This window comes from Bacillus sp. SH7-1, from assembly GCF_008042405.1.
Lineage (GTDB): Bacteria > Bacillota > Bacilli > Bacillales > Bacillaceae_G > Bacillus_A > Bacillus_A thuringiensis_N.
Map to the genome: position 1 here is coordinate 28,603 of NZ_QNUD01000051.1, position 19,599 is coordinate 48,201.

Here is a 19,599-nt window from a genome sequence, read left to right on the forward strand (position 1 = left end):
GTAATTATGCCCTATTACTGTTACGAAATGTATCAGCGACTAAATTGCTAAATTTACGTAAATAATATAAATAATTATCACCACCGTAGTTGTATCTTTTATTGTACATTTTTGCAACAACTACTTTATATTCGGGTATTACTAAAATAGTCGGTCCTGTAATCCCTAATATTTGATAAGATCCTTTTGGAACGCGTTCACCAAGTTCACTTAATCTTGCAGGTTTATTTTGTACGAACCAAAACAAGCCATTTTGCGGTAGATCTTTGTTTATATATGTTGGACTCTGCAAACTTGTAGCAATTTTTATAACTTCTTGTGGAACAATTTGTTTATCATGTATCTTGCCTTGATTTAGATGAAGATTTCCCCACTGTGCAAATTCTCTAGCTGAGACAAATAGATTTTTTTCAGTACCGTCATCTACTGTACCAATTTCACTAATCGCGTCTTCATTTGGATTATTAACAACGTCAACTAAATTTTCATCTTGCTGAACTCTCCAACCGGTTTCTTGAAAATTAGCAGGTTTAAACACACGCTCTCTTAACAATTCAGGAAAACTTTTATTATATAGCTGATAAATAAGATGTGTCATCATTCTTACATTAATATCTCTATACGCCCATGATTGTCCCGGTTCAAATTCACGAAAAATTGTCCCGTCATTCGTTTCTTCTAATCCGTGCGAATGTGTTACTAAATGTCTTATCGTCGTTTTACCGAGCAATACAGGATCAAAGTCTTTAAAATATTTTATCGCTTCATCATCAATAGAGTTTATTTTCCCCTCGTAAAGCGCATACGCTATCATTAATCCTAAATAACTTTTTCTAGCAGAAGCAACGTTAAATTGTGAAGATGCTGTTACTTTCTTGTTTATAGATGTATTTGATTGATAACCACTATAATGTTCTAGTACGATTTTATTATTTTTTATAATACAAAGTGCTGTTGCAGAGATATGGTTTTTTTCTTTTATATTCTCTACCCAAGCAATCAACTTATCATATGTATACAAATACATCCCCCTCAATACGCATAAAAATTACAGCTAGAAAGAAAAGTGCAAAATAGTTTTCACACCTTTCTTTCAAGTAAATTAGCTTTGATGTTCTATACTTAAATGATCCACCAGTTCCAGCAATTAAAGCAACCGAAACATCCAGCGCATCCTATGCATCCGCCGCAACGACCTGCACAACCACCACATCTGCCGCCACATCCGCCACAGCGTCCACCACAACCTCCGCATCCGCCGCAACGACGTGCATCGTCTTGAATGTAGTAGTATGGATATTGACTTTGTTGTTGATCCCAATACACAACATTACCAGTTTGATAATCATTAAGGTTCAATGATTGTAGTTCTTGTTGAAATTGATTCATTATGAAACCCTCCATTTATAAATGTAAATTCCGCTCAAATATGAAAAGTAATATATTTTTGCAACCAAAGTAGAAACAAGGCTATAGACTAAATACGTACATCAACAAAATATGAAATTACTCTAGGTGATGTACCTTGTTTTTTAGCCTATTTTCTTACTTTCCTTTTGGCAGACGGATTTACTATTGATAGAGGCGTTTAAAAATTGCTAATCCAACAGTTTAATAGTTCCTCACTTAACTTTCTTTCTAGTAACTCTTTAACTGAAGGTGCTGGCATGATTTTATAAGTATGTAAAGCTTCTTGATTATAATCTATCCAGTGAAATGCTAAATGAGATTCTTTAGATTTTGGTACGAAATCAATATGTAACTCTTGTGAATCTATCTCAAAAATATGATTGATTTCATGGTGAAGAACTTCTTTATCTTGCCATTTGTTTTCTATGACTCCTAAAAATTGTTTTATACTACAATTTACTCCGAGTTCTTCTCGTATTTCTCTTATTAATGCATTCGCAGCTGATTCGCCAACTTCAACATGACCACCTGGTAAAAAATAATGATGGCCAATGTATTCAGCCACTAACAATTTTTTATCTTTAATCATAACAGCTCGTACAATATGATGAAATTTATTTTTCAATTGTTATTCCTCCCATTCATTTACTTTATATTTGATTAAAATAGTCATTTAATATCGGGATAATATAAATCATAGGTGTTTCATACGGATGAATTTGGTTAATAACTTCAAGTGCATCCTTTACAAGATCCCGTTTGCACTTTATTTCAATTTTACATTCTTGCCCTTCACAAATCTGACCAATTTCCCCGTTAAAAGGTGATGCGCCTTTTAACGGTCTCCAGTATCCTTTCACAGAACTATAGGACAGACAATGATCATATTCTCCCGTTTTACAAGCACCAATTTTATTTAACTCATTCCTCAACATTTCAATGTATTCTTCAGGGATAAATACTTCAATTTTGACTTCAGTAAATTGCATAATTCATTTCACACCTTTGCTACATAATAATTAAACGAATAAGCGATATACTTGCTCACCATCATAATCATGTTCCAATGACTGAAAACCATAACGTTCATATAGTTTCTTTGCAGAGATATTATCTTTATGTACTGTTAATCTAATTTCTTTACACGCCTTATATGTATTTTTTATTAAATAGATACTTTCCTGTAATGCCGCTTTTCCGTAGCCATTCCCTTGCTGATTTTGATCGATAATAAATCCATTTATCCAATACATATCAGTTGTTTCTTTTACAACAGCATGCATAACAAAACCAACCATTAGATCGCCGTTGTATATCGCAAATGGTATATATTCTACATTGTCACCATCTGGTTTTATATATACCTTAGCAAGTGAGACTGCTACAGACGGAACAAATTTTCTTTGATTTTCTTTAACTTGTAACTTTAATGCATCTTCCCAATTCTCTCTCGTAACAACCTTTAACTGGATATTCAATATTGTAAGCTCCTTTATAAAGAGGATATATTTTAAATTCAACGTATTGAAATAATTCCCTTTTTCGCCAACAGCCTATAACATGATTTTTATAAAATCTTGAATAAATTTTTGTTCATCTATTTTTAAAGCTATACGGGCTCCTTTAGATATTGAACTAGGGCGAAAATCAGCAAATGTTTGTCCTTTCGTATCTCCGTATGTATCTACATTCACTGTACGGTGCGCAAATTCAAAAAAACTTGGGTTAACTAATCCACTTATAGCAACCACATCATGTAGCAAAGGACCTTCAATAGATGGAAAAGGAACTAGCGTATGCTAATTCCTTTCTTGAGTAACCATTCTCAAATTTAATTAATTATCGTATCCTTCATAAATTGCATCATTTATTTGATTTTGTGTCTTTTTATTATCAGGTACAGGTTTCCACCAATTTCCTGTAATAAATAACATAGTTAATAAATTATAACTATCACTAAAATAGCTTTCTCTCTTATTCTTCATCCAATCCCAACCGCTATTTACCCACTTTTGATTATTGCTATTTGTTATACTTGCAGCAATAAATGGCGAAACGAATACAGCAGTTGGATAACTACCAATATTGGATCCGTTTAATTGATAACCATCCACAATTTTAGAAGGATTTCCATTCGTTTTATTTTGAATCCATGAAGATACTTTATCAGAAATGACTTTACTTCGCTTCTCGCCGTACATCGCATAGTCCATTACAATTCTTAAAGGTACTCGACTAGCATTGTAATAATATGCATTTGTATATTCTGACTCATTTAAGAAGTCTTTAGGTGCGGGTTGTGGTGGATTTTTTACAACAAAATCTGAAATAAGTCCTGTATTTGGAGAGTACTTATTACTAAATTGCGTATAAACATCGTACAAATTATTAATAACAGTGAGCCAAGTTTTATCACCTGTAAATTCATAAAATGCTCTAAGGTGTGACATCATCCAATCAGATGGTCTCGTATCAAGTGAAATTTTAGAATCCCAATCTCCTAAATTTAGTCGGCTATTATTTGTAACATTACTAGCTTTAATACCTTTTGTAATCATGTCTTGTGCTTCTTTTAAATAATTAACTGCTCCATTTGATCCCCACTGCTTGTGAGCAAGAAGAAGAGAATACGCAATATCTAAATCCCCATCAGTAGCAGAATCAAAATGACCTTGTGCTTTTTTACTATCTGCGACAACCCATCCCATTAAATTAGGATTTTGAGAGCTTTTAAAAGTTCTTGCTGTTTTAAATAAACCGTCATAGATTTTTTGAGCATTCGAATCATAACCAGCCATTAATACTGTAATTATCATCCCATACCCTTGACCTTCTGAAGTTCCAAGTGGCTTAAACCCATCCGCATCACCCGTAATCTCTCCTTTTACGTAATAACCACCAGGTAAAGAAGATAAATCATTTTTCAAATATTTCTTTTTCCAATTATCGTAGTAACTTCTTACAGAAGCATTTAAACTTTCCTGTGTAACATGATTCGGTTTTATAACACCTGCATAATTAACTTGCTGGGGAAATGGTTTCATTTCCTTTGCAGCAGCTACTTGTTGATTAACTACAGGAATAGAATTTTGCATTGAATTGTCCGTTACACTCGCTGCGAAACTAGAATTAGAAAAACTAGCTAGTCCGATTCCTACAATAGAAATACATGTGAAAATATTTCTTTTTCCTTTCATTATGTTGTCAGCTCCTTTTAAAATGCTTACTACATAAAATGTAACATACAATATTTAACTGAAATACAAAATATTATATTTATCAACATAAGAAAGAAACTATATAAAAAAGTATCATAAAATCATTTTTTAATTGCATTATACGGATTGATTATTTGCTAAATTGCTATGTTTTTCTTTTCTTAATACTGGAATATGAGCAATCACAATTCCAAGTATAGTAATCCCTCCGCCAAGTATCGAAACTAAAGTTGGCACTTCTCCTAACCATATCCAAGCGACAAAACATGCAGTTATTGGCGTTAAATATAGAGAACTTGTTGCTTCAGAAGCACCCGCACGAGATATAATATAGGCCAATGCAATATATGGGAGTACTGTTGGAAAGACACCTAAATATATAACGCTCAAGTTAACTTCAAGAGGAGCTGCTAGTATTTCTGTATACATTCCTGGCAAAAAAATAAGCATACATACAGTACTAGACAAAATTGTATATATGGTAAATGGTAAGAAACCGTACTTTTTTAAGTAAGATGTTTGGAAAACGAAAAATAGACTTTCTGAAATCGCCGCTAATAATATAAATAATCCCCCGCTATTCAATTGAATAGAATCTCCTTGACTAAATGATATGAAAGCAATCCCTATAAAACTAATTACACCACCGATCCAACCATTTAATTTCATTTTTTCATTCATAAAAACAGAAGCAAGTATTGCCGTTACTATAGGTGTTACTGAAACAATTAAACTTGCAGATCCGGCATTTACTGTTTTTTCGCCGTAGTTTAATGCAATGTGATAAATAGTAAACCCTAAAGCACCAAATATAAAGATTGCTGGAATATCTTTCAAATCCGGTAGTCGTAGTTTGTATATACAGGAAAAAACTAGCAGTATAAATGAAGCGATTAATAAACGTAGTAAAGTAAGATGCTCAGGTGTATAAGATTCAAGCCCCATACGAATTGCTGGAAAGGCAGTCCCCCATATTAGAATCGTAAAAGCATGAGCACAAATAATCCGAAAATCCCATTTTTTATTATTCATTTTTTCTCTCCCCTTCAAACCAACCATTTTATAATTACCAATTATTTCTTTTCATCATATTTAATAGTTGATACAATGTCTTCAACCAGTTATTTAATAAGAAAACCAACCACTTTTCATTTTTAAAGTAATCGAGGGAGTTCTTTATATGACAACGAATAAAAAACTGCCCAAATATCGGCAGTTGATAGATTATATGAAAGAAAAAATTGAAAATGGCGAATGGCCAATTGGAAGCAAAATTCCTAGTCAAAGGCAGTTAGCAAAATCATTTCATGTAAATAGAAGTACTGTGATAACTGCGCTAGATGAACTTATGGCAGATGGATTAATTCAAGGACAAATCGGAGCAGGAACAATTGTAACGAATAATACATGGTCATTATTAGCGACGAATCCTCCGCCTGATTGGAGTGAATATGTTAAAGCTGGTATTCATAAACCTAGCAAGTTAATGGTACGAGAAATAAATGAAGCAGAAGCAAATAAAACACTTATTCATCTTAGTAAAGGTGAACTTGCGCCTCAACTTTTTCCACTAGAAACAATGCAGTCCATTATGAAAAGTGTATGTGAGGAATTAGATTATTTTGGATATGAAGAACAAAAAGGTTTTTTACCGTTACGTGAAGCAATAAGTAAATACGTAAAATCATTCGGAATACATGCATCACCTAACTCTATATTAATCGTCTCTGGTGCATTACAAGCATTGCAATTAATATCAATTGGCCTTTTACATAGAGAATCAACTGTTTTACTTGAACAACCTTCTTACTTATACTCACTTCATGTATTTCAATCAGCAAATATAAATCTATCTGGTATAGCTATGGATTCTCACGGTGTTTTACCTAACGAGTTATTAAAACGAATTAAATACAGTCAGAAGAAAAATATTTTATATTCAATTCCTTGTTTTCAAAATCCAACAGGGGTATTAATGTCTGAGAAGCGAAGAACAGAAATATTAAAAATATGTGAAAAAGAACAGTTACCTATTATTGAAGATGATATTTACCGCGAGTTATGGATTGATGAACCCCCTCCAGCTCCTTTAAAGTCGATAGATAAACATGGACATGTATTATATGTTGGTAGCCTATCTAAAACACTTAGTCCTGGACTTAGAATTGGATGGATCATAGGTCCAGAACCAGTAATTGATAGATTGTCAGATATAAAAATGCAAACAGACTATGGATCGAGTTCATTATCCCAAAGAGTTGCTGCTGAATGGATAAATAAAGGTTTTTATGAAAAACATGTAGCAAATGTAAGAATTCAACTAAAAGAACGAAGACAAATAATGATACAAGCTTTAAATACGTATTGTGCAGACGTTGCATCGTGGGATATTCCTAGCGGTGGATTCTTTATATGGTTAAAGGTTGCACCTAGCATTCCAATGAAAAAACTATTTTCAGAGGCATTGTCAAAAGGAATTCTTTTAAACCCAGGACGTATTTATGAAGAAGAATCAGATCAGTACATACGTTTATCGTATGGATATGCTTCCCCTGAACAAATCACTCACGGGATTAAATTGTTAAGTGAATTAATCCGTAAGCTAATGACATAACAAAAACTCCTCTTTTTCTATAGAGGAGTTTTTGTGTATTTTATTTACCACAATCTCATTTCCTGCCCTAACAAAATAAGTTCCTCATAAGGATCTCCGTCAATATTTAATATTTGAGCAAAAGCAGGTTCTGTTTTCAAACCGTTCTCTTTCAAGCGAATAATTTCTTCCCTTATATGGGGATGCTGCATTAATAGCATGTGCTCTACTATCATATGTCTATATGCATTTTGGTTACGCACTGGCTTAGGCTGAGCAAATAATTCAAATTCAAAACCTTCAAATTCAAAATTTACTTTTATCGATTCGGTATTTTTTATTTTTTTCTTTTTTATTTTGAATCCTTCATAAGAGCCATATAAAGATCTCATTTCTTGTTCAAAAACATCAAAGTTATGTACTTCCATTACTATATCTAAGTCAGATTGAAGAGTATCAATTCTTATTGGGATAGTCCCGCAAAGAACGGGGCTATACAAAGCTAAATCCTCCATTATGTTTAATTTATTCAAAACATCATATACCTTTTGTTGCTTGTCATTCCCTGATTGTAAATATGTAATAGATGTAAACATGGAAGTCACTCCTTCATTTCACGTAATACGGGACTCACTAAATTCAAGAAAATTTGTCCGTTTAAATTTGTTCTAAGAGTACCTTTATTTCAATATATTAAGACGAATAAACTATATGTTTCAACTTTTCTCCTATACTGCAATACTATAAAAATAAGAAAGGAGGAATTATTATGAGCATTTTTAACATTCTTTTAACCATCCACATATTATTTGGGACAATATGCTTAATCACCGGTATTGTAGCGATGGTTGCTCAAAAGAAGAAAGGAAAACATACGGAATGGGGGGAAATATATCATGCATCCTATGTGGTCATCACCCTTACTGCAATTATATTATCCATTATAAACTGGGATAAAATCGCATATTTATTTTATGTAGCAATTTTCTCTTATGCTTTTGCAATTTATGGCTACCTTGCACGAAAAAAACGATGGAAAAATTGGCTTCATCACCATATTAGAGGTATGTTAGGCTCTTATATCGGTGCCGTTACCGCACTATTAGTAAACATAGGTATTCATATTCCCATAATTAATTTATTGCCGCCTATATGGTTTTGGTTTTTACCTACATTAATCGGTATTCCTCTCGTAGCCAGTGTATCAAAAAAATATAAAAAGCGTAGTTAAAATTCATTACATTTTCGTTACTTTCTGATGATTATTATGAAAAATCATACTCAATGTAATATTTTATTTATAAATTCAAAATCATATTGCTTTAAGTTAGTCACTTAGAACTAAATAAAAAGAATCCAATAAAAGTATTGGATTCTTTTTCGGATTTCATTTCAATATCGGCTTTATGTAATTAATGATGTTATCATCTGGATGACGAACTCTTATTGAATAACAGTGGATCCTTACATCGTTTTTTAATAACCTCTTATATTATTCTTTTAAGAATTCTACTTTTAATTCATGAGTTTTTTAACTTCAAAACTGAATGTAAACGATCCGGATAATTCGTAAACATCCCGTCAACTCCCCATAATAGTAACTTTTTCATGTCTGTTGCATTATCTACAGTAAATGGATGAACTTCTAATCCGTGTTTCTTTATTTTCTTTACATAAGCTGCATCAATATATTTGTAGTTCATACCAAGACCTATGCAATATGTACTATACTTCTCTATCTCTGATTCAGCTAATTGAACTGCCTTCTTGTAAGAAAGTAATTGGACTAGAGGTATATTAAATTGTAAACTATGTAGCTTTTGCAGACTTTCTTCACTAAATGATTGAATAATAACTTTATCCTGTATTTCATAGTGATTGATAATTTCTAATAACTTTTCTTCCATTCCTGGATATTCATCAGGTGATTTGGTTTCAATATAATAGTTCGTGTGATGCCCAAACATTTCAATTATTTCTTCTAGTGTTGGAACTTTAGCCTTTTCATATTCTTTCTTTGCTAAAGTTGGATGTTTTTCATTGAAAAAAGAGCCTGCATTTAATTGCTTTAATTTTTCTAATGTATATTCCTTAACTGGCCCCGTACCATTTGTAGTACGGTTTACCATTTCATCATGCATAGCTATTAAATGTCCGTCTTTTGTCATTTGAAGATCTATTTCTATATAATCGCCCTTCAATTGTTGTCCTAATATATATGCTGCTATTGTATGTTCTGGCGCATACGCAGAAGCGCCTCTATGTGCAATATTTTTTATAGGATTCAATTGATTAATAGCTTTTGTGTACTTAAGTTCATTTACTTTATGGAAAACAAAAGAACCTATTACAGTAAAGGTGCAAATGATTGTAACAATATATTTCTTTTTCATAATGATGTATTAACTCCTACATGAAAGCAATTTGACTTGGATAATTTATTCAAATAAATGTCGATTTTCAAATACAGTCATTTGTCCAACAGATTGAAAACCAGCCTTTTTGTAAATATTAATCCCATCAGGTGAAGCTTGTAATACGCATTGAACAACGTTTAATTCCTTTGCTTCTTGCAGCAAGTAATTAAACATAGTAGAACCAAATCCTTTTCCTCTCATTTCTTCTTTCGTTGCTATATCATAAATACCAATACTATCTTTTGTACATACTAATGAGCCTACCGATACAACTTCATCTTTATAAAGTCCTAAGTACAGTTTCATATTTTCACTATTCCATAAGTCGAAAGAAGCAGTTTGATTGTAAAAAGCTTGAACATGTATCCCTTCCTCTAATGTACCAAATAGACTGGCTAACACTTCTCCAAACTTTTTAATTTGTCCTGACGAAGAGGCTTGGTGTATTGTAAAACTTTCTGGCATGTTTATTGTTGGATGAACTGTATTTAAGTCTGCTACCATCGTGATATTCTGTTCTGCTTCTTTTAATCCAATCTTTACTAATTTGTTCTCTATGTTATCCTCTGATTTCTCGTCCCAAAACCAAACACTCATTGGAAATTTCTTTTGATTAAAATATTCTACCTCCTTATATAGTTTCTCGAAACCTTCCGTTAAATGATTGTCTAGTAAAGTAATGATATTAAATGTATCTGCAGGTAAACCACAGTCGACAGCAATGTAATCCTTCGTTTCTTTTACATTCATTCCCTGTGCCTGCCGCGCGATATATGAAGTTTTATATGTAAAATTATCTATTAGTAACTGTTTAAAATTCATTCATTTTGCTCCTTTCATAATATTTGTATTCGAATACTTCAGTATTAAATATAACATATAAGAAATGTACCTATTTCTATAAAAATATCTCTTTACATCACTCTTTGCGCCCTAAAAGAATAAAAAATGATATAACGTTGTCGGAATGAAAAAAGTGGTATATAATAAATATTAACATTACTAGTAATTATTTTAGGTATTCCTAGAATAAAGGAGCGATACATATGAAAATTACTATTTATTTCGGAAGTCATGAAGATCAAGATGTTCGTACAATGGACTGTCATTTAGATGTAGAAGATACAGAAGAGATTGTTTCTGTATCATAATATAATATAAATTGTATGGATGAATCCTCTTCCCTACAGCGTTTAAGACACCTTTTACAGGTGTCTTTTTTGTTGTTTTTTTCGTCAAAAACCCTTTACTTTATAGCGTTTTAATAGTAAAATATAAATACACGAACAAACGTTCTTTTTATTTTAATTGTACATGAAGGGATGATTTTTACAATGGCTCAATCAAAGCGCAGAGGAAGAAAAAAGCAAACACCTATTATTTCAAATACAGGCTTTATCGGCTCTGTCTTTATTGATACATTGGAGTTACAAAAGAAATCCTATTATTTCGCCCGTAAAAAACTTCAAATTGTTCATCACGTATTAGATGGTCTATCTGGAGCAACAAGCTCTCTATTTAAAGAACATAACATTTCAGCATATATGTCATGTGTGTATTTACATAAACAAAAGAAAATCGGCTTTGTTCTTTCAACGAAACCATTTGAACAAAGTGATGGTGTGGCTTACTTTATCAATTATTTAATCGAAAAGAATTTTTATGGTAACGAAGAAGTAGATTATCAAGAAGTATTTAATACAGGTTTTATCGGTGTAGTATTCGCTGATTTATGTAGCATAGATCGCTTTAATTTCGAGTTTGAAATGGGTATGTTAACGAAATTAATGAAAGATATGATTATTCCGGTTAAAGAACTCTTTTTACGCCACAATGTACCGGCCTACATCTCCACTTCTCATTTAGAGGAACAAAACAAATTAGGTTTCGTTCTATCTGTAAAACCATATGATGAACGTGCAGAAGCAGATTTATATTTTGAGGCGTATTTAAAAGAACGCGGGTTATTTATTGGTGATGAAGAAGATGATATTGATAAGATTGTTATTAGAAAAACAGCTGAATTACGATAGAAAAGCGCAGGATCACCATCCTGCGCTTTTTATAATTTGTGTTTTAATTTATATTAATATCGTGTCCTTCTGTCACCACTGTATTTCTTCAAAGTAATCTCTTAAACTCTAAAGTCTCTAATTTACATTGATTATTTGGTAGACTAATATAATAATTAATCCCAATGGTATATTCAAGTTCTATAAATACACGTGCAGCATCATACTCTACTTCAAAATTAGGATATCTAATTACTTCTATTTATCCTTTATTTCTTTGATTGTCTTTATTGTTTTTGTTATCTTCTTTAAAGCATCATCCATATGTTTAGAAGACTGTGTAACTGTTTCAGGGTTACCTTTATCTAGACCTTCTATCATTTCCGATAAAGAGTCTTCGTACATTAACATTGCATCAGACAACTCTTTCTGTAAATCATCATATTTCTTAGGTGGTTTTATCTCTTTCATTTTCTGTGTTACAACTTTTAAATTACCTATCTCTATTTTAAACTCATTTTCTGTAGTAGCAAATGAAGGGTCTTTTGCTATTACTTCTGATATAACCTGATACTGACTCACCCACTCTTTTGCTACATCATTAACTTTCTCTTTGTACTCATGAGCACTTTTCAGTCTACCATCATCTTGCTTTTCTTCTGCTGCTTTTATACTATCAGTTTTCTTTGTTTCGGAGACATCCTTACTACAACCTACCCCTAACGCTAATGTAATTGGTAAGACTACAGTTAATATTTTACGTTTCATTGATATATACCCCTTTGATTTAGATTATTTCTACTTTCATTCCAACTCTTTCTTTGTTGTTCCTCGTTCATTTCCTCTACGAATATTGTTTATTGTGCCTTAGGACGTTATATATATTTGAATCGCATTTTTCCTTATGTACAACTCTATTAAAAAAGTGCTGTATTTGACTAGAATAAAGTAAATAACAGCTCCTTTTCTCGTCCTTGATGGAAAATTTAGGTTTTAACAATATGAACATATGATAACATGTATTATAGTGGTAGAAAATCCACTCACCGTATACTTTTTCCATCCCCCCTCTAATTCATTTCTCAACGTTTAAGATCTTTTTTGTCTAAGTATTCAGTGAAGAGACATGATACAACAAACAATATTTCTACAAACTCAATTTGAAAAAATGGGGATTATTTATTAGCATTGAAGAAGATGATATTGATAAATGTATTATTGGAAGAACATTTGAATTAAGATATAAAAGCGCAGGATAAGGATCCGGCGCTTTTTCGATATTATTTAATCACGTTCAACACTATACCCTTTTGAATGAATTTCGAAATTTAACTTATTTGAGTAAGCCTGGTTCAAAATAAGAAATGCGATTCCTCCTCCAATTGGAAGCGCGTAGGCTGGAATATGATTTAATAATAGACCTGATAATATCAGTGCTATCGGCTGCATCATTTTACCTAAACTTAATCCAATACTAAGTACTCTGCCTCTATATTCATCTGGAATCTCTTTTTGCATAAAATAAATTAAAGGGATATCGATTAATGCTATCATTAGCCCTAAAAAGAACATAATAGCGCAATACATAGGAACAAATACAATATTATTCATTTCAATACTTTTGAATAGAACAGGGACACCTGAAACTATCATAAAAATTGCCACCATAAAACTTATTTTTTTCAATAGATAGGAATAAGAAAAGCGATTCGTTATCTTTTTTACTATGATTGCACCAACTATCATACCTATTGGAAAAGTCCCTTGAATCAAACCGAATTGTTTAGAACTAAGGTTGAGAACTGTATTAATAATGTATGGCAATGGAACAGTTACAGCAAATCCAAGGAAAAAATTAAGTGAAATTAAAATACTAAACGTATTTTTTAGGCTTTCCCGCTCCATTAAGTAAGAGCATCCCTCCTTTATATCTTTAATAAAATTAATTTCCCTAATTGAACATTCCTCTTTTATGTATTGCTCGCACAATTTAAAGTTTATAAACAATATGGATATAGCTGAAAGGATAAATGAAATACCGTTAATAATTATAAAAGTTTTCATATCAAAGACTGCAAAAACAATGCCTCCTAACATAGGTCCTAGAATTAAAGATATAGAGTCGATAATTTTACTTATAGAGTTAAGACTCATTAGTCTCTCTTTAGAGACGATATTTGGTTTTGCAGCCTCTAATCCTATTCCAAAAAATGTTGTAAATCCTGTCATAAGAAAGGTAGTAGTATAAATGATAAATAGGTTTAACCCATAATAGCTGCTTAATATATAAACCGTTATTAATAAGCATCCGCTTAGTAAATCCATACAAACGACGAGTTTCTTTTTATCAACCTTATCAGCAATTACACCGGCAAATGGATTCATAACAATCATTGGAATCGTCCCTAAAATAAGCGTAATCGCGAAATTTAAAGCAGATCCGGTTATTTGTAAAACATATAATCCTAATGCGAAATTATAAATAGAATTACCGAATATTGATACTGTTTTTGCAATTGAATATAAGCAAATATTTCTTAGTTCTTGATTGCTTTTTTTATTTTCTATATGTAATCGTAAACTTGCCATAACTTTTCCCCCTGCCTAATTTTGTGTTACGTACATTGTAAATTCTTGGGTCAACCCAATCGCAATATGTACGATTTGAATAATTTTAAGGGGAAATAAATAAAAGATGGAGTTAACCCCATCTTTTTCCGAAAAATGAATATGTATAAATTTCTTCACCTTGAACAAAGAAATCCTCGTACTTTCCGCCTTGTTTCAAATAATTTGAAATACTTTCATCAATCGATTGAAACTGTAGATTTTGGATTTCTTTCGTTACTTTTGAAAGTGAAAAATTTGCTCGAAAGTTATTTGTAATTTGACTATTTGAGCTGAAATTTTTAAATAAAATAAATAAACTTAATAAATAACAATTAAATTTAAAAAGTGGATTTAATTCGTGAAGTAAAAAATTCTCATGCTCAAAACTATAATTGCTCGTACCAGAGTGATCAATTACAATATCAACAGACTGCTTTTGAATAGGGATGTTCAAAAAATCCGCACAGATAAAGAGAATATTTCTTCTCGGATTTCTTCTCGCTAATACATCTTTTAAAAATAATAGTTTATTGAAATCTCGATCCACTGCGATGTATAGGCAATCTTCCGGTAGTTCTTCATAAATGTTCCTCAAAAAGAACCCAAGTCCTGATCCTATATCCAGTATTAATTTGTTATTTAAATCTAAATGTAGTAGTTTCTTTTTCGCCCATTCCCCTTCTCTATGCATATTTTCCAAATATTCATTATCAGTTTCATGAATATAATCCGAAATAGTATCATCAAGTGACGTCCGCTCATTTGCTTTAAATAATTTACCAGCAGTTATAATTCCTGAAGTAATCATGTATTCTTCACCACAATTACAATTTAACTTTCCTTCAACAATTTGATTGTTATTAATAATACCATCTTGAAGAATTAGTTTTCTATTACACTTAGAACATGTAAGTAAGTGTAGTACATTTAAATCTATCCCTATAATTGAATTAGAAGTTTCATTTGTTAATGATAAATCATGTAACACTCCCTTTAATTTATCCCGTTTCTTCTCCAAAAGTTCTATTTCCTGTTCCATCTTGTCATATTTCAGTTTAAATAAAGATTGGTAAAAGGTATCTTTTTCGTAATTCATAGATTTCGCTAAATTTTTATAAAAAAATAGTTCTTTAATTTCATTCAAGCTAAATCCTAAATCTTTGTAATGTAATATAAGTTCTAAATCTGTTTGACAATACTCATCAAAAAAATAGTACCCTCCTTTTTTTTCAGGAATAATGAGACTGAGATCCATATAATGTCTAATTGTATCAATACTTATGTTATTTACTTCTCCAAACTTACCGATTTTCATAATATCCCTACCATTTAAATATTTTTTTATATAGATTTCTATTTTTATCTTTAAAAATCCTTTAACCTTTTTATCAACATTATTTACGGAATAAACAAATGGTATTATTTATATTGTTGTGCCTAATAATATAACATGCAACTTTTGGTATTAAGTATGTCAAATTATCAGTATTAGAATTATTAAACCTCAATAAATTTATTACTTTCTACTTAATGAAATGTACCTATAAATGGACATTATATGTAGAAGGTTACATAGGGATAGCGTCAGGAAAATGCCGATTTACAACGATAAGGGAATTCCAAATTAAAAAGCCCAACTTCTCTGCAAATCAAAATAGAGAAATTGAGCTTTTTAGTTATATCATTTATTTATTGAATTCATTAACTGGAAGAAGTATTCAGGTTTATGAGTCTTATTTAGGTTATACCATGAATGTAATGCATCTGGTGTAAATACATCTATTTTTTTCAGTACCTCCATTGCAAATTCCAGAGGAGCTATTCCTGATGCAGTAACTAAATTCGCATCAGATACTGCAGTTCCCAACTCATAGAACTTTTCTCCTTTATAGTTAGGACATACCATTTTAGTATATTCTAAGTTATTACTTGTATGCTTTCTAGTATCCAAGTATCCCATATTCGCGAGGGCATCAGTTGCACCACAAATTGCAGCAACAATAGTGCCAAGCTTTAAAGCTTGGCCAATTCTTTCCAAGATAGGTTGATGAATTTCTTCACTCCAAGTAGTCCCTCCTGGTAAAATTAAAAGATCTTTACTCTCAAGAGTACATTCATCAAGGGAAATATCTGGTTTTATGCTCAGTCCTCCCATAGTGGTTATCATTTCTTTATTAGCTCCTACTGTAATTACTTTTAAAGGTGCTAAATCTTTTTTGAAATATCTTCCTGAGTTTAGTTCAGCAATTAAATATCCATATTCCCAGTCCGACATTGTATTAAATACATATAGAAAAGCTTTTTTTGTTTGCATCCAATAACACTCCAATCACAATTTATATAGCTATTATAATATAACTTCCCTGACAGTTAGCGTCAGGGAAGTTATTATACTTGATGAAATTGTATTAATTCCGACAGAACTTCAATAAGCCTTTTCTTAAGACTTATTGGCTCAATAACTTTAATGGATTTATTATACGGTAAAAGTAAATAAGGTACATATTTATGTAGCATATCTTTTTCAAGAAGAAAAACTGCTTGATTTGAAGTCCGTTCTTGTAAATAATGTCCTAAAAACCAATGTTGGCAAATATCAGCCAAAACATTTTTATCCCCACTAATAACCAAAGAAATAATCCCTTCCTTATCTTCTATTGTTGGAAGAAGATTTTTTATAAAAAAGTCACGTGCTGAAAAATTTTCTGGCCGGTTAAACTTATTTTCGGTTAGCGTTAAACTTTCAATTCGATCTACTCTAAAACTACGAATATCATTCCTAAGATGACAAAATCCAATCACATACCATTTATTATTCCAATAGATAATCCTGTATGGATCGACCAATCTATCATTTAATTGCTTTTCGCTACTTTTATGGTAAAGAATTTTTACTGAGTATCCGTCTGCTACGGACTGCTCCAATGCCTTCAAAAAAGGTTCTATAGAGAGTGAACTGAATCGACTTATTACTTCAAGACTAGTTAAATGGTGGTTTATCTTTGTTTCTTGCTCTTGATTTGAGTATTTACTTAGTTTTGAAATGGCCCTATTTAGTGCTTCCCCTCCATAATATCCGGCTTCTTCTGCAAAAACAGCAGCGTGAAATAGTGAAGTTTGCTCCTCAAAATCAAAAAAAAGAGGAGCCTCGATAAAATTGTTCAATAAAGTGTATCCACCGTTATGTCCGGGTTCTGAAATTATAGGTACGCCACTAGTTGAAATTGTATCAATATAACGATACACAGTCCTTATATTCATCTCTAACTTTTCTGAAATTTGTTTTGCAGTAATTTTTTCACCTGAACGAAGCATCCATAGAATCGCTAACATATTGTCAATTTTAGGCATATAATTCCACCTCTATATGAAACTTATTTTCTATTATATATTTCAAATTTTCGGTATAACTCATCAACTGTTCCTTTCCGATAGCTTTCTATATAATGAGACCCTAAACACATTTATAATTTTACAAATGTGTTTTACAGTCATATCTCCCTCTTTATAACGCTTTTCTGCATAATTCATTCCTGCATGATTTTTATGGTACTTCTTTAACCGACCTTTAAACTTTCCTTCTTTCTTAGCCAGTTCAATTCCTTCACGCTACCGCATACGAATAAGATCACGTTCTTATTGATTTACACCCGACATAACCGTAATTAAGAATTGACTGTAGGGATTATCTTCTGACAAATCCAGCCATGTATCTTTTCAGGATTTTAAATTTGCCTTTTTACTCCGTATGTTATCGATTAATTCAAATAATCTTGTGTACTACGAGTAATCCGAGTTAAGTCCGTAACATAAATGATGTAATCTTCTTGTATATTCTCTAACATTTTTTGAAGTTGCTCACGATCTTTTGTTGCTCCGGAAACTTTTTCTTCAAAAATAATATCCATGTTGAACTGACACGTATATAACCGATTTTCCGCAAAATATCACATCATTTTTGATACAAGTCTTATGAGACACTCCTAACTATGATTTTATCAGTCTCCTGTACTTATATAAACAAGGTACACTATAATGATATATAGCTAAATAAAAAAACTGAATAATTACACTAATGTGATATTTGTTTCTTTGATATAAAAAAGGCACTTACTGAAAAAGTAAATGTCTTTTTTGAATGAATTAAAATCAAATAGCATACATACTTTGCATGAATTACTTACGTTTTACTGCTTGTAGACTATTTCCCTTTGCGTCTGTCATCTTGAACGAATCGTCTTTAAATGAATCAACCTTGTAGTCTACTGCTATCTTTAACTGACTTGTATCGATCTTATTCCCGTCTTTTACAACTTCTTTCGCCGTTAATGATACTTGGTTTTTTTCTTGAGTGTAGAACCAGCTTCCTTCCATATGGTTTTGCTCATAAGGTGTTTTACCTTTGTCATCATAAGCGATATATGTACCATCCTCACGAAACTCAATTGCTTTGATAAATTCAGAACCTTCGTATTTCCCCCATTCTCCTACTAATTCTTTACCACTTATTGATAGTTGCACATCTTTATTACTAAGAGTAGAAGTATCAGAAGTTGAAGGGCTGTCAGTTTTAGAGTCAGAATTATCCTTAATTTCGTTCGTTTTACCCACTATCACATCTTGAATTGGTTTGTAACCAGATGCCCAAAGTTCAGATCCTTTTTTAATTAAGTCTTTTGACTTATCTGCTTTATCCTTAAGTGCTTTCTCGTCTGTTTTCTTGTCTGATGTTAAAATTTCTTCTTGAATCGAGTATGCTTCTTTATAACAATCTACTGCTTTTAATATGTCTTTATGGGCGTCTTGATACTCTACTGGTGGTTCAATAGTATCAAACTTCTTAATGGTTTTCTGTATAGCCTTTACTTGCGCTAATATTTTCTCAGTTACTTCTTTATCACTAGTTGTTCTATCCTTTGCTATTTCAGACATTTCAGTAACTTTCTGCAAGAATTCAGTTGATATAGCTGTTATTCGCTCAGGATACTTGTCTTTCGATAACTTCTCTTTTGTTTCTGCTTTTGATTCCACTTTTTCTTTTGGTTTTGCATCTGTTTTCTCCGTTCCACAACCGGCTAATAGCATAAATGGTACTGCAAGCGTAACTAGTTTCTTTACTTTCATATTAACCTTTCCCCCCTAAAACTTAAAAAAATACATACCTATGCATATAAAAAATATATCTTTTATATACTTCTGGTTAAATTTGGATGAATGAATATTATTTTATAGTGAAAAAATAAATACGTCAAAACTATTTTACAAAAATTATAAAAATCAAACATGATTCTATCTGTAAATTTATGAGAAAGGATGACTTTTTTATTTCTATTTGTATG

The 19,599-nt window shown here is 31.6% G+C and carries 19 protein-coding genes and 2 pseudogenes; 3 read left to right on the forward strand and 18 right to left on the reverse strand.

Annotation, left to right across the window (positions count from 1 at the left end; translation table 11 throughout):
- Positions 1-4: 4 nt before the first annotated feature.
- From DN390_RS28265 to DN390_RS28300, 8 genes and pseudogenes are all read right to left on the reverse strand, one after another.
- Entirely contained in the window at positions 5-1,021 is a 1,017-nt protein-coding gene (locus DN390_RS28265) for a serine hydrolase domain-containing protein (protein ID WP_147809104.1), read from the reverse strand.
- 101 nt (positions 1,022-1,122) lie between these two features.
- Positions 1,123-1,389, reverse strand: coding sequence for a heterocycloanthracin/sonorensin family bacteriocin (locus DN390_RS28270; protein ID WP_001071388.1), 267 nt, complete (start codon positions 1,387-1,389; stop codon positions 1,123-1,125).
- Positions 1,390-1,588: 199 nt separating this feature from the next.
- On the reverse strand, positions 1,589-2,035 hold the full coding sequence (locus DN390_RS28275; protein ID WP_098952520.1) for an NUDIX domain-containing protein: 447 nt from the start codon (positions 2,033-2,035) through the stop codon (positions 1,589-1,591).
- Between the two features lie 25 nt (positions 2,036-2,060).
- Complete coding sequence (gene cutA / locus DN390_RS28280; RefSeq protein ID WP_060631048.1) at positions 2,061-2,399, reverse strand: divalent cation tolerance protein CutA; 339 nt, start codon at positions 2,397-2,399, stop codon at positions 2,061-2,063.
- Between the two features lie 30 nt (positions 2,400-2,429).
- On the reverse strand, positions 2,430-2,888 hold the full coding sequence (locus DN390_RS28285) for a GNAT family N-acetyltransferase (protein WP_060631047.1): 459 nt from the start codon (positions 2,886-2,888) through the stop codon (positions 2,430-2,432).
- Positions 2,889-2,963: 75 nt separating this feature from the next.
- A pseudogene (locus tag DN390_RS28290) lies at positions 2,964-3,191 on the reverse strand (nucleoside hydrolase); the annotation flags it as partial.
- 54 nt (positions 3,192-3,245) lie between these two features.
- Complete coding sequence (locus tag DN390_RS28295) at positions 3,246-4,607, reverse strand: family 8 glycosyl hydrolase (RefSeq protein ID WP_147809105.1); 1,362 nt, start codon at positions 4,605-4,607, stop codon at positions 3,246-3,248.
- Between the two features lie 138 nt (positions 4,608-4,745).
- The gene (locus DN390_RS28300) at positions 4,746-5,660 is read right to left on the reverse strand and encodes a DMT family transporter (protein ID WP_147809106.1); all 915 of its coding nucleotides are present in this window, start codon (positions 5,658-5,660) and stop codon (positions 4,746-4,748) included.
- 148 nt (positions 5,661-5,808) lie between these two features.
- Here DN390_RS28300 and norG point away from each other — a divergent pair, with 148 nt between their 5' ends.
- The gene (gene norG, locus DN390_RS28305; protein WP_147809107.1) at positions 5,809-7,242 is read left to right on the forward strand and encodes an efflux pump transcription regulator NorG; all 1,434 of its coding nucleotides are present in this window, start codon (positions 5,809-5,811) and stop codon (positions 7,240-7,242) included.
- 44 nt (positions 7,243-7,286) lie between these two features.
- Here the strand turns inward: norG and DN390_RS28310 are convergent, their stop codons facing one another.
- Entirely contained in the window at positions 7,287-7,817 is a 531-nt protein-coding gene (locus tag DN390_RS28310; RefSeq protein ID WP_147809108.1) for a DUF4269 domain-containing protein, read from the reverse strand.
- Between the two features lie 173 nt (positions 7,818-7,990).
- On the opposite strand from DN390_RS28310, the gene DN390_RS28315 reads away from it, so the two are divergent.
- Positions 7,991-8,452, forward strand: coding sequence for a DUF2306 domain-containing protein (locus DN390_RS28315; RefSeq protein WP_000021740.1), 462 nt, complete (start codon positions 7,991-7,993; stop codon positions 8,450-8,452).
- Between the two features lie 289 nt (positions 8,453-8,741).
- On the opposite strand, the gene DN390_RS28320 is transcribed toward DN390_RS28315, so the two are convergent.
- Together DN390_RS28320 and DN390_RS28325 are read right to left on the reverse strand one after the other, a co-directional pair.
- A complete protein-coding gene (locus tag DN390_RS28320) occupies positions 8,742-9,614 on the reverse strand; it encodes a glycerophosphodiester phosphodiesterase (protein ID WP_147809109.1) in 873 nt (290 codons plus the stop codon).
- A 45-nt stretch (positions 9,615-9,659) separates the two neighbouring features.
- Positions 9,660-10,460 carry a GNAT family N-acetyltransferase gene (locus DN390_RS28325; protein ID WP_147809110.1) on the reverse strand — a complete coding sequence of 267 codons (801 nt, stop codon included), beginning with the start codon at positions 10,458-10,460 and terminating at the stop codon, positions 9,660-9,662.
- 512 nt (positions 10,461-10,972) lie between these two features.
- Between DN390_RS28325 and DN390_RS28330 the strand changes: the two genes are divergently transcribed.
- Positions 10,973-11,671, forward strand: a complete 699-nt coding sequence (locus DN390_RS28330; protein WP_060631039.1) for a hypothetical protein — start codon at positions 10,973-10,975, stop codon at positions 11,669-11,671.
- 237 nt (positions 11,672-11,908) lie between these two features.
- On the opposite strand, the gene DN390_RS28335 is transcribed toward DN390_RS28330, so the two are convergent.
- From DN390_RS28335 to DN390_RS28370, 7 genes and pseudogenes are all read right to left on the reverse strand, one after another.
- A complete protein-coding gene (locus DN390_RS28335) occupies positions 11,909-12,418 on the reverse strand; it encodes a DUF7018 domain-containing (lipo)protein (protein WP_147809111.1) in 510 nt (169 codons plus the stop codon).
- Positions 12,419-12,934: 516 nt separating this feature from the next.
- On the reverse strand, positions 12,935-14,239 hold the full coding sequence (locus DN390_RS28340; protein WP_147809112.1) for an MFS transporter: 1,305 nt from the start codon (positions 14,237-14,239) through the stop codon (positions 12,935-12,937).
- A 112-nt stretch (positions 14,240-14,351) separates the two neighbouring features.
- A complete protein-coding gene (locus DN390_RS28350; RefSeq protein ID WP_147809113.1) occupies positions 14,352-15,575 on the reverse strand; it encodes a methyltransferase domain-containing protein in 1,224 nt (407 codons plus the stop codon).
- 366 nt (positions 15,576-15,941) lie between these two features.
- Positions 15,942-16,574: a type 1 glutamine amidotransferase family protein gene (locus tag DN390_RS28355; protein WP_098297041.1), complete on the reverse strand. Its 633-nt coding sequence runs from the start codon at positions 16,572-16,574 to the stop codon at positions 15,942-15,944.
- 74 nt (positions 16,575-16,648) lie between these two features.
- On the reverse strand, positions 16,649-17,611 hold the full coding sequence (locus tag DN390_RS28360; RefSeq protein ID WP_147809114.1) for a helix-turn-helix transcriptional regulator: 963 nt from the start codon (positions 17,609-17,611) through the stop codon (positions 16,649-16,651).
- Positions 17,612-17,674: 63 nt separating this feature from the next.
- Positions 17,675-18,203 (reverse strand): annotated as a pseudogene (locus tag DN390_RS28365) (recombinase family protein).
- A 233-nt stretch (positions 18,204-18,436) separates the two neighbouring features.
- Positions 18,437-19,384, reverse strand: coding sequence for a DUF7018 domain-containing (lipo)protein (locus DN390_RS28370; protein WP_147809115.1), 948 nt, complete (start codon positions 19,382-19,384; stop codon positions 18,437-18,439).
- Positions 19,385-19,599 lie beyond the last annotated feature (215 nt).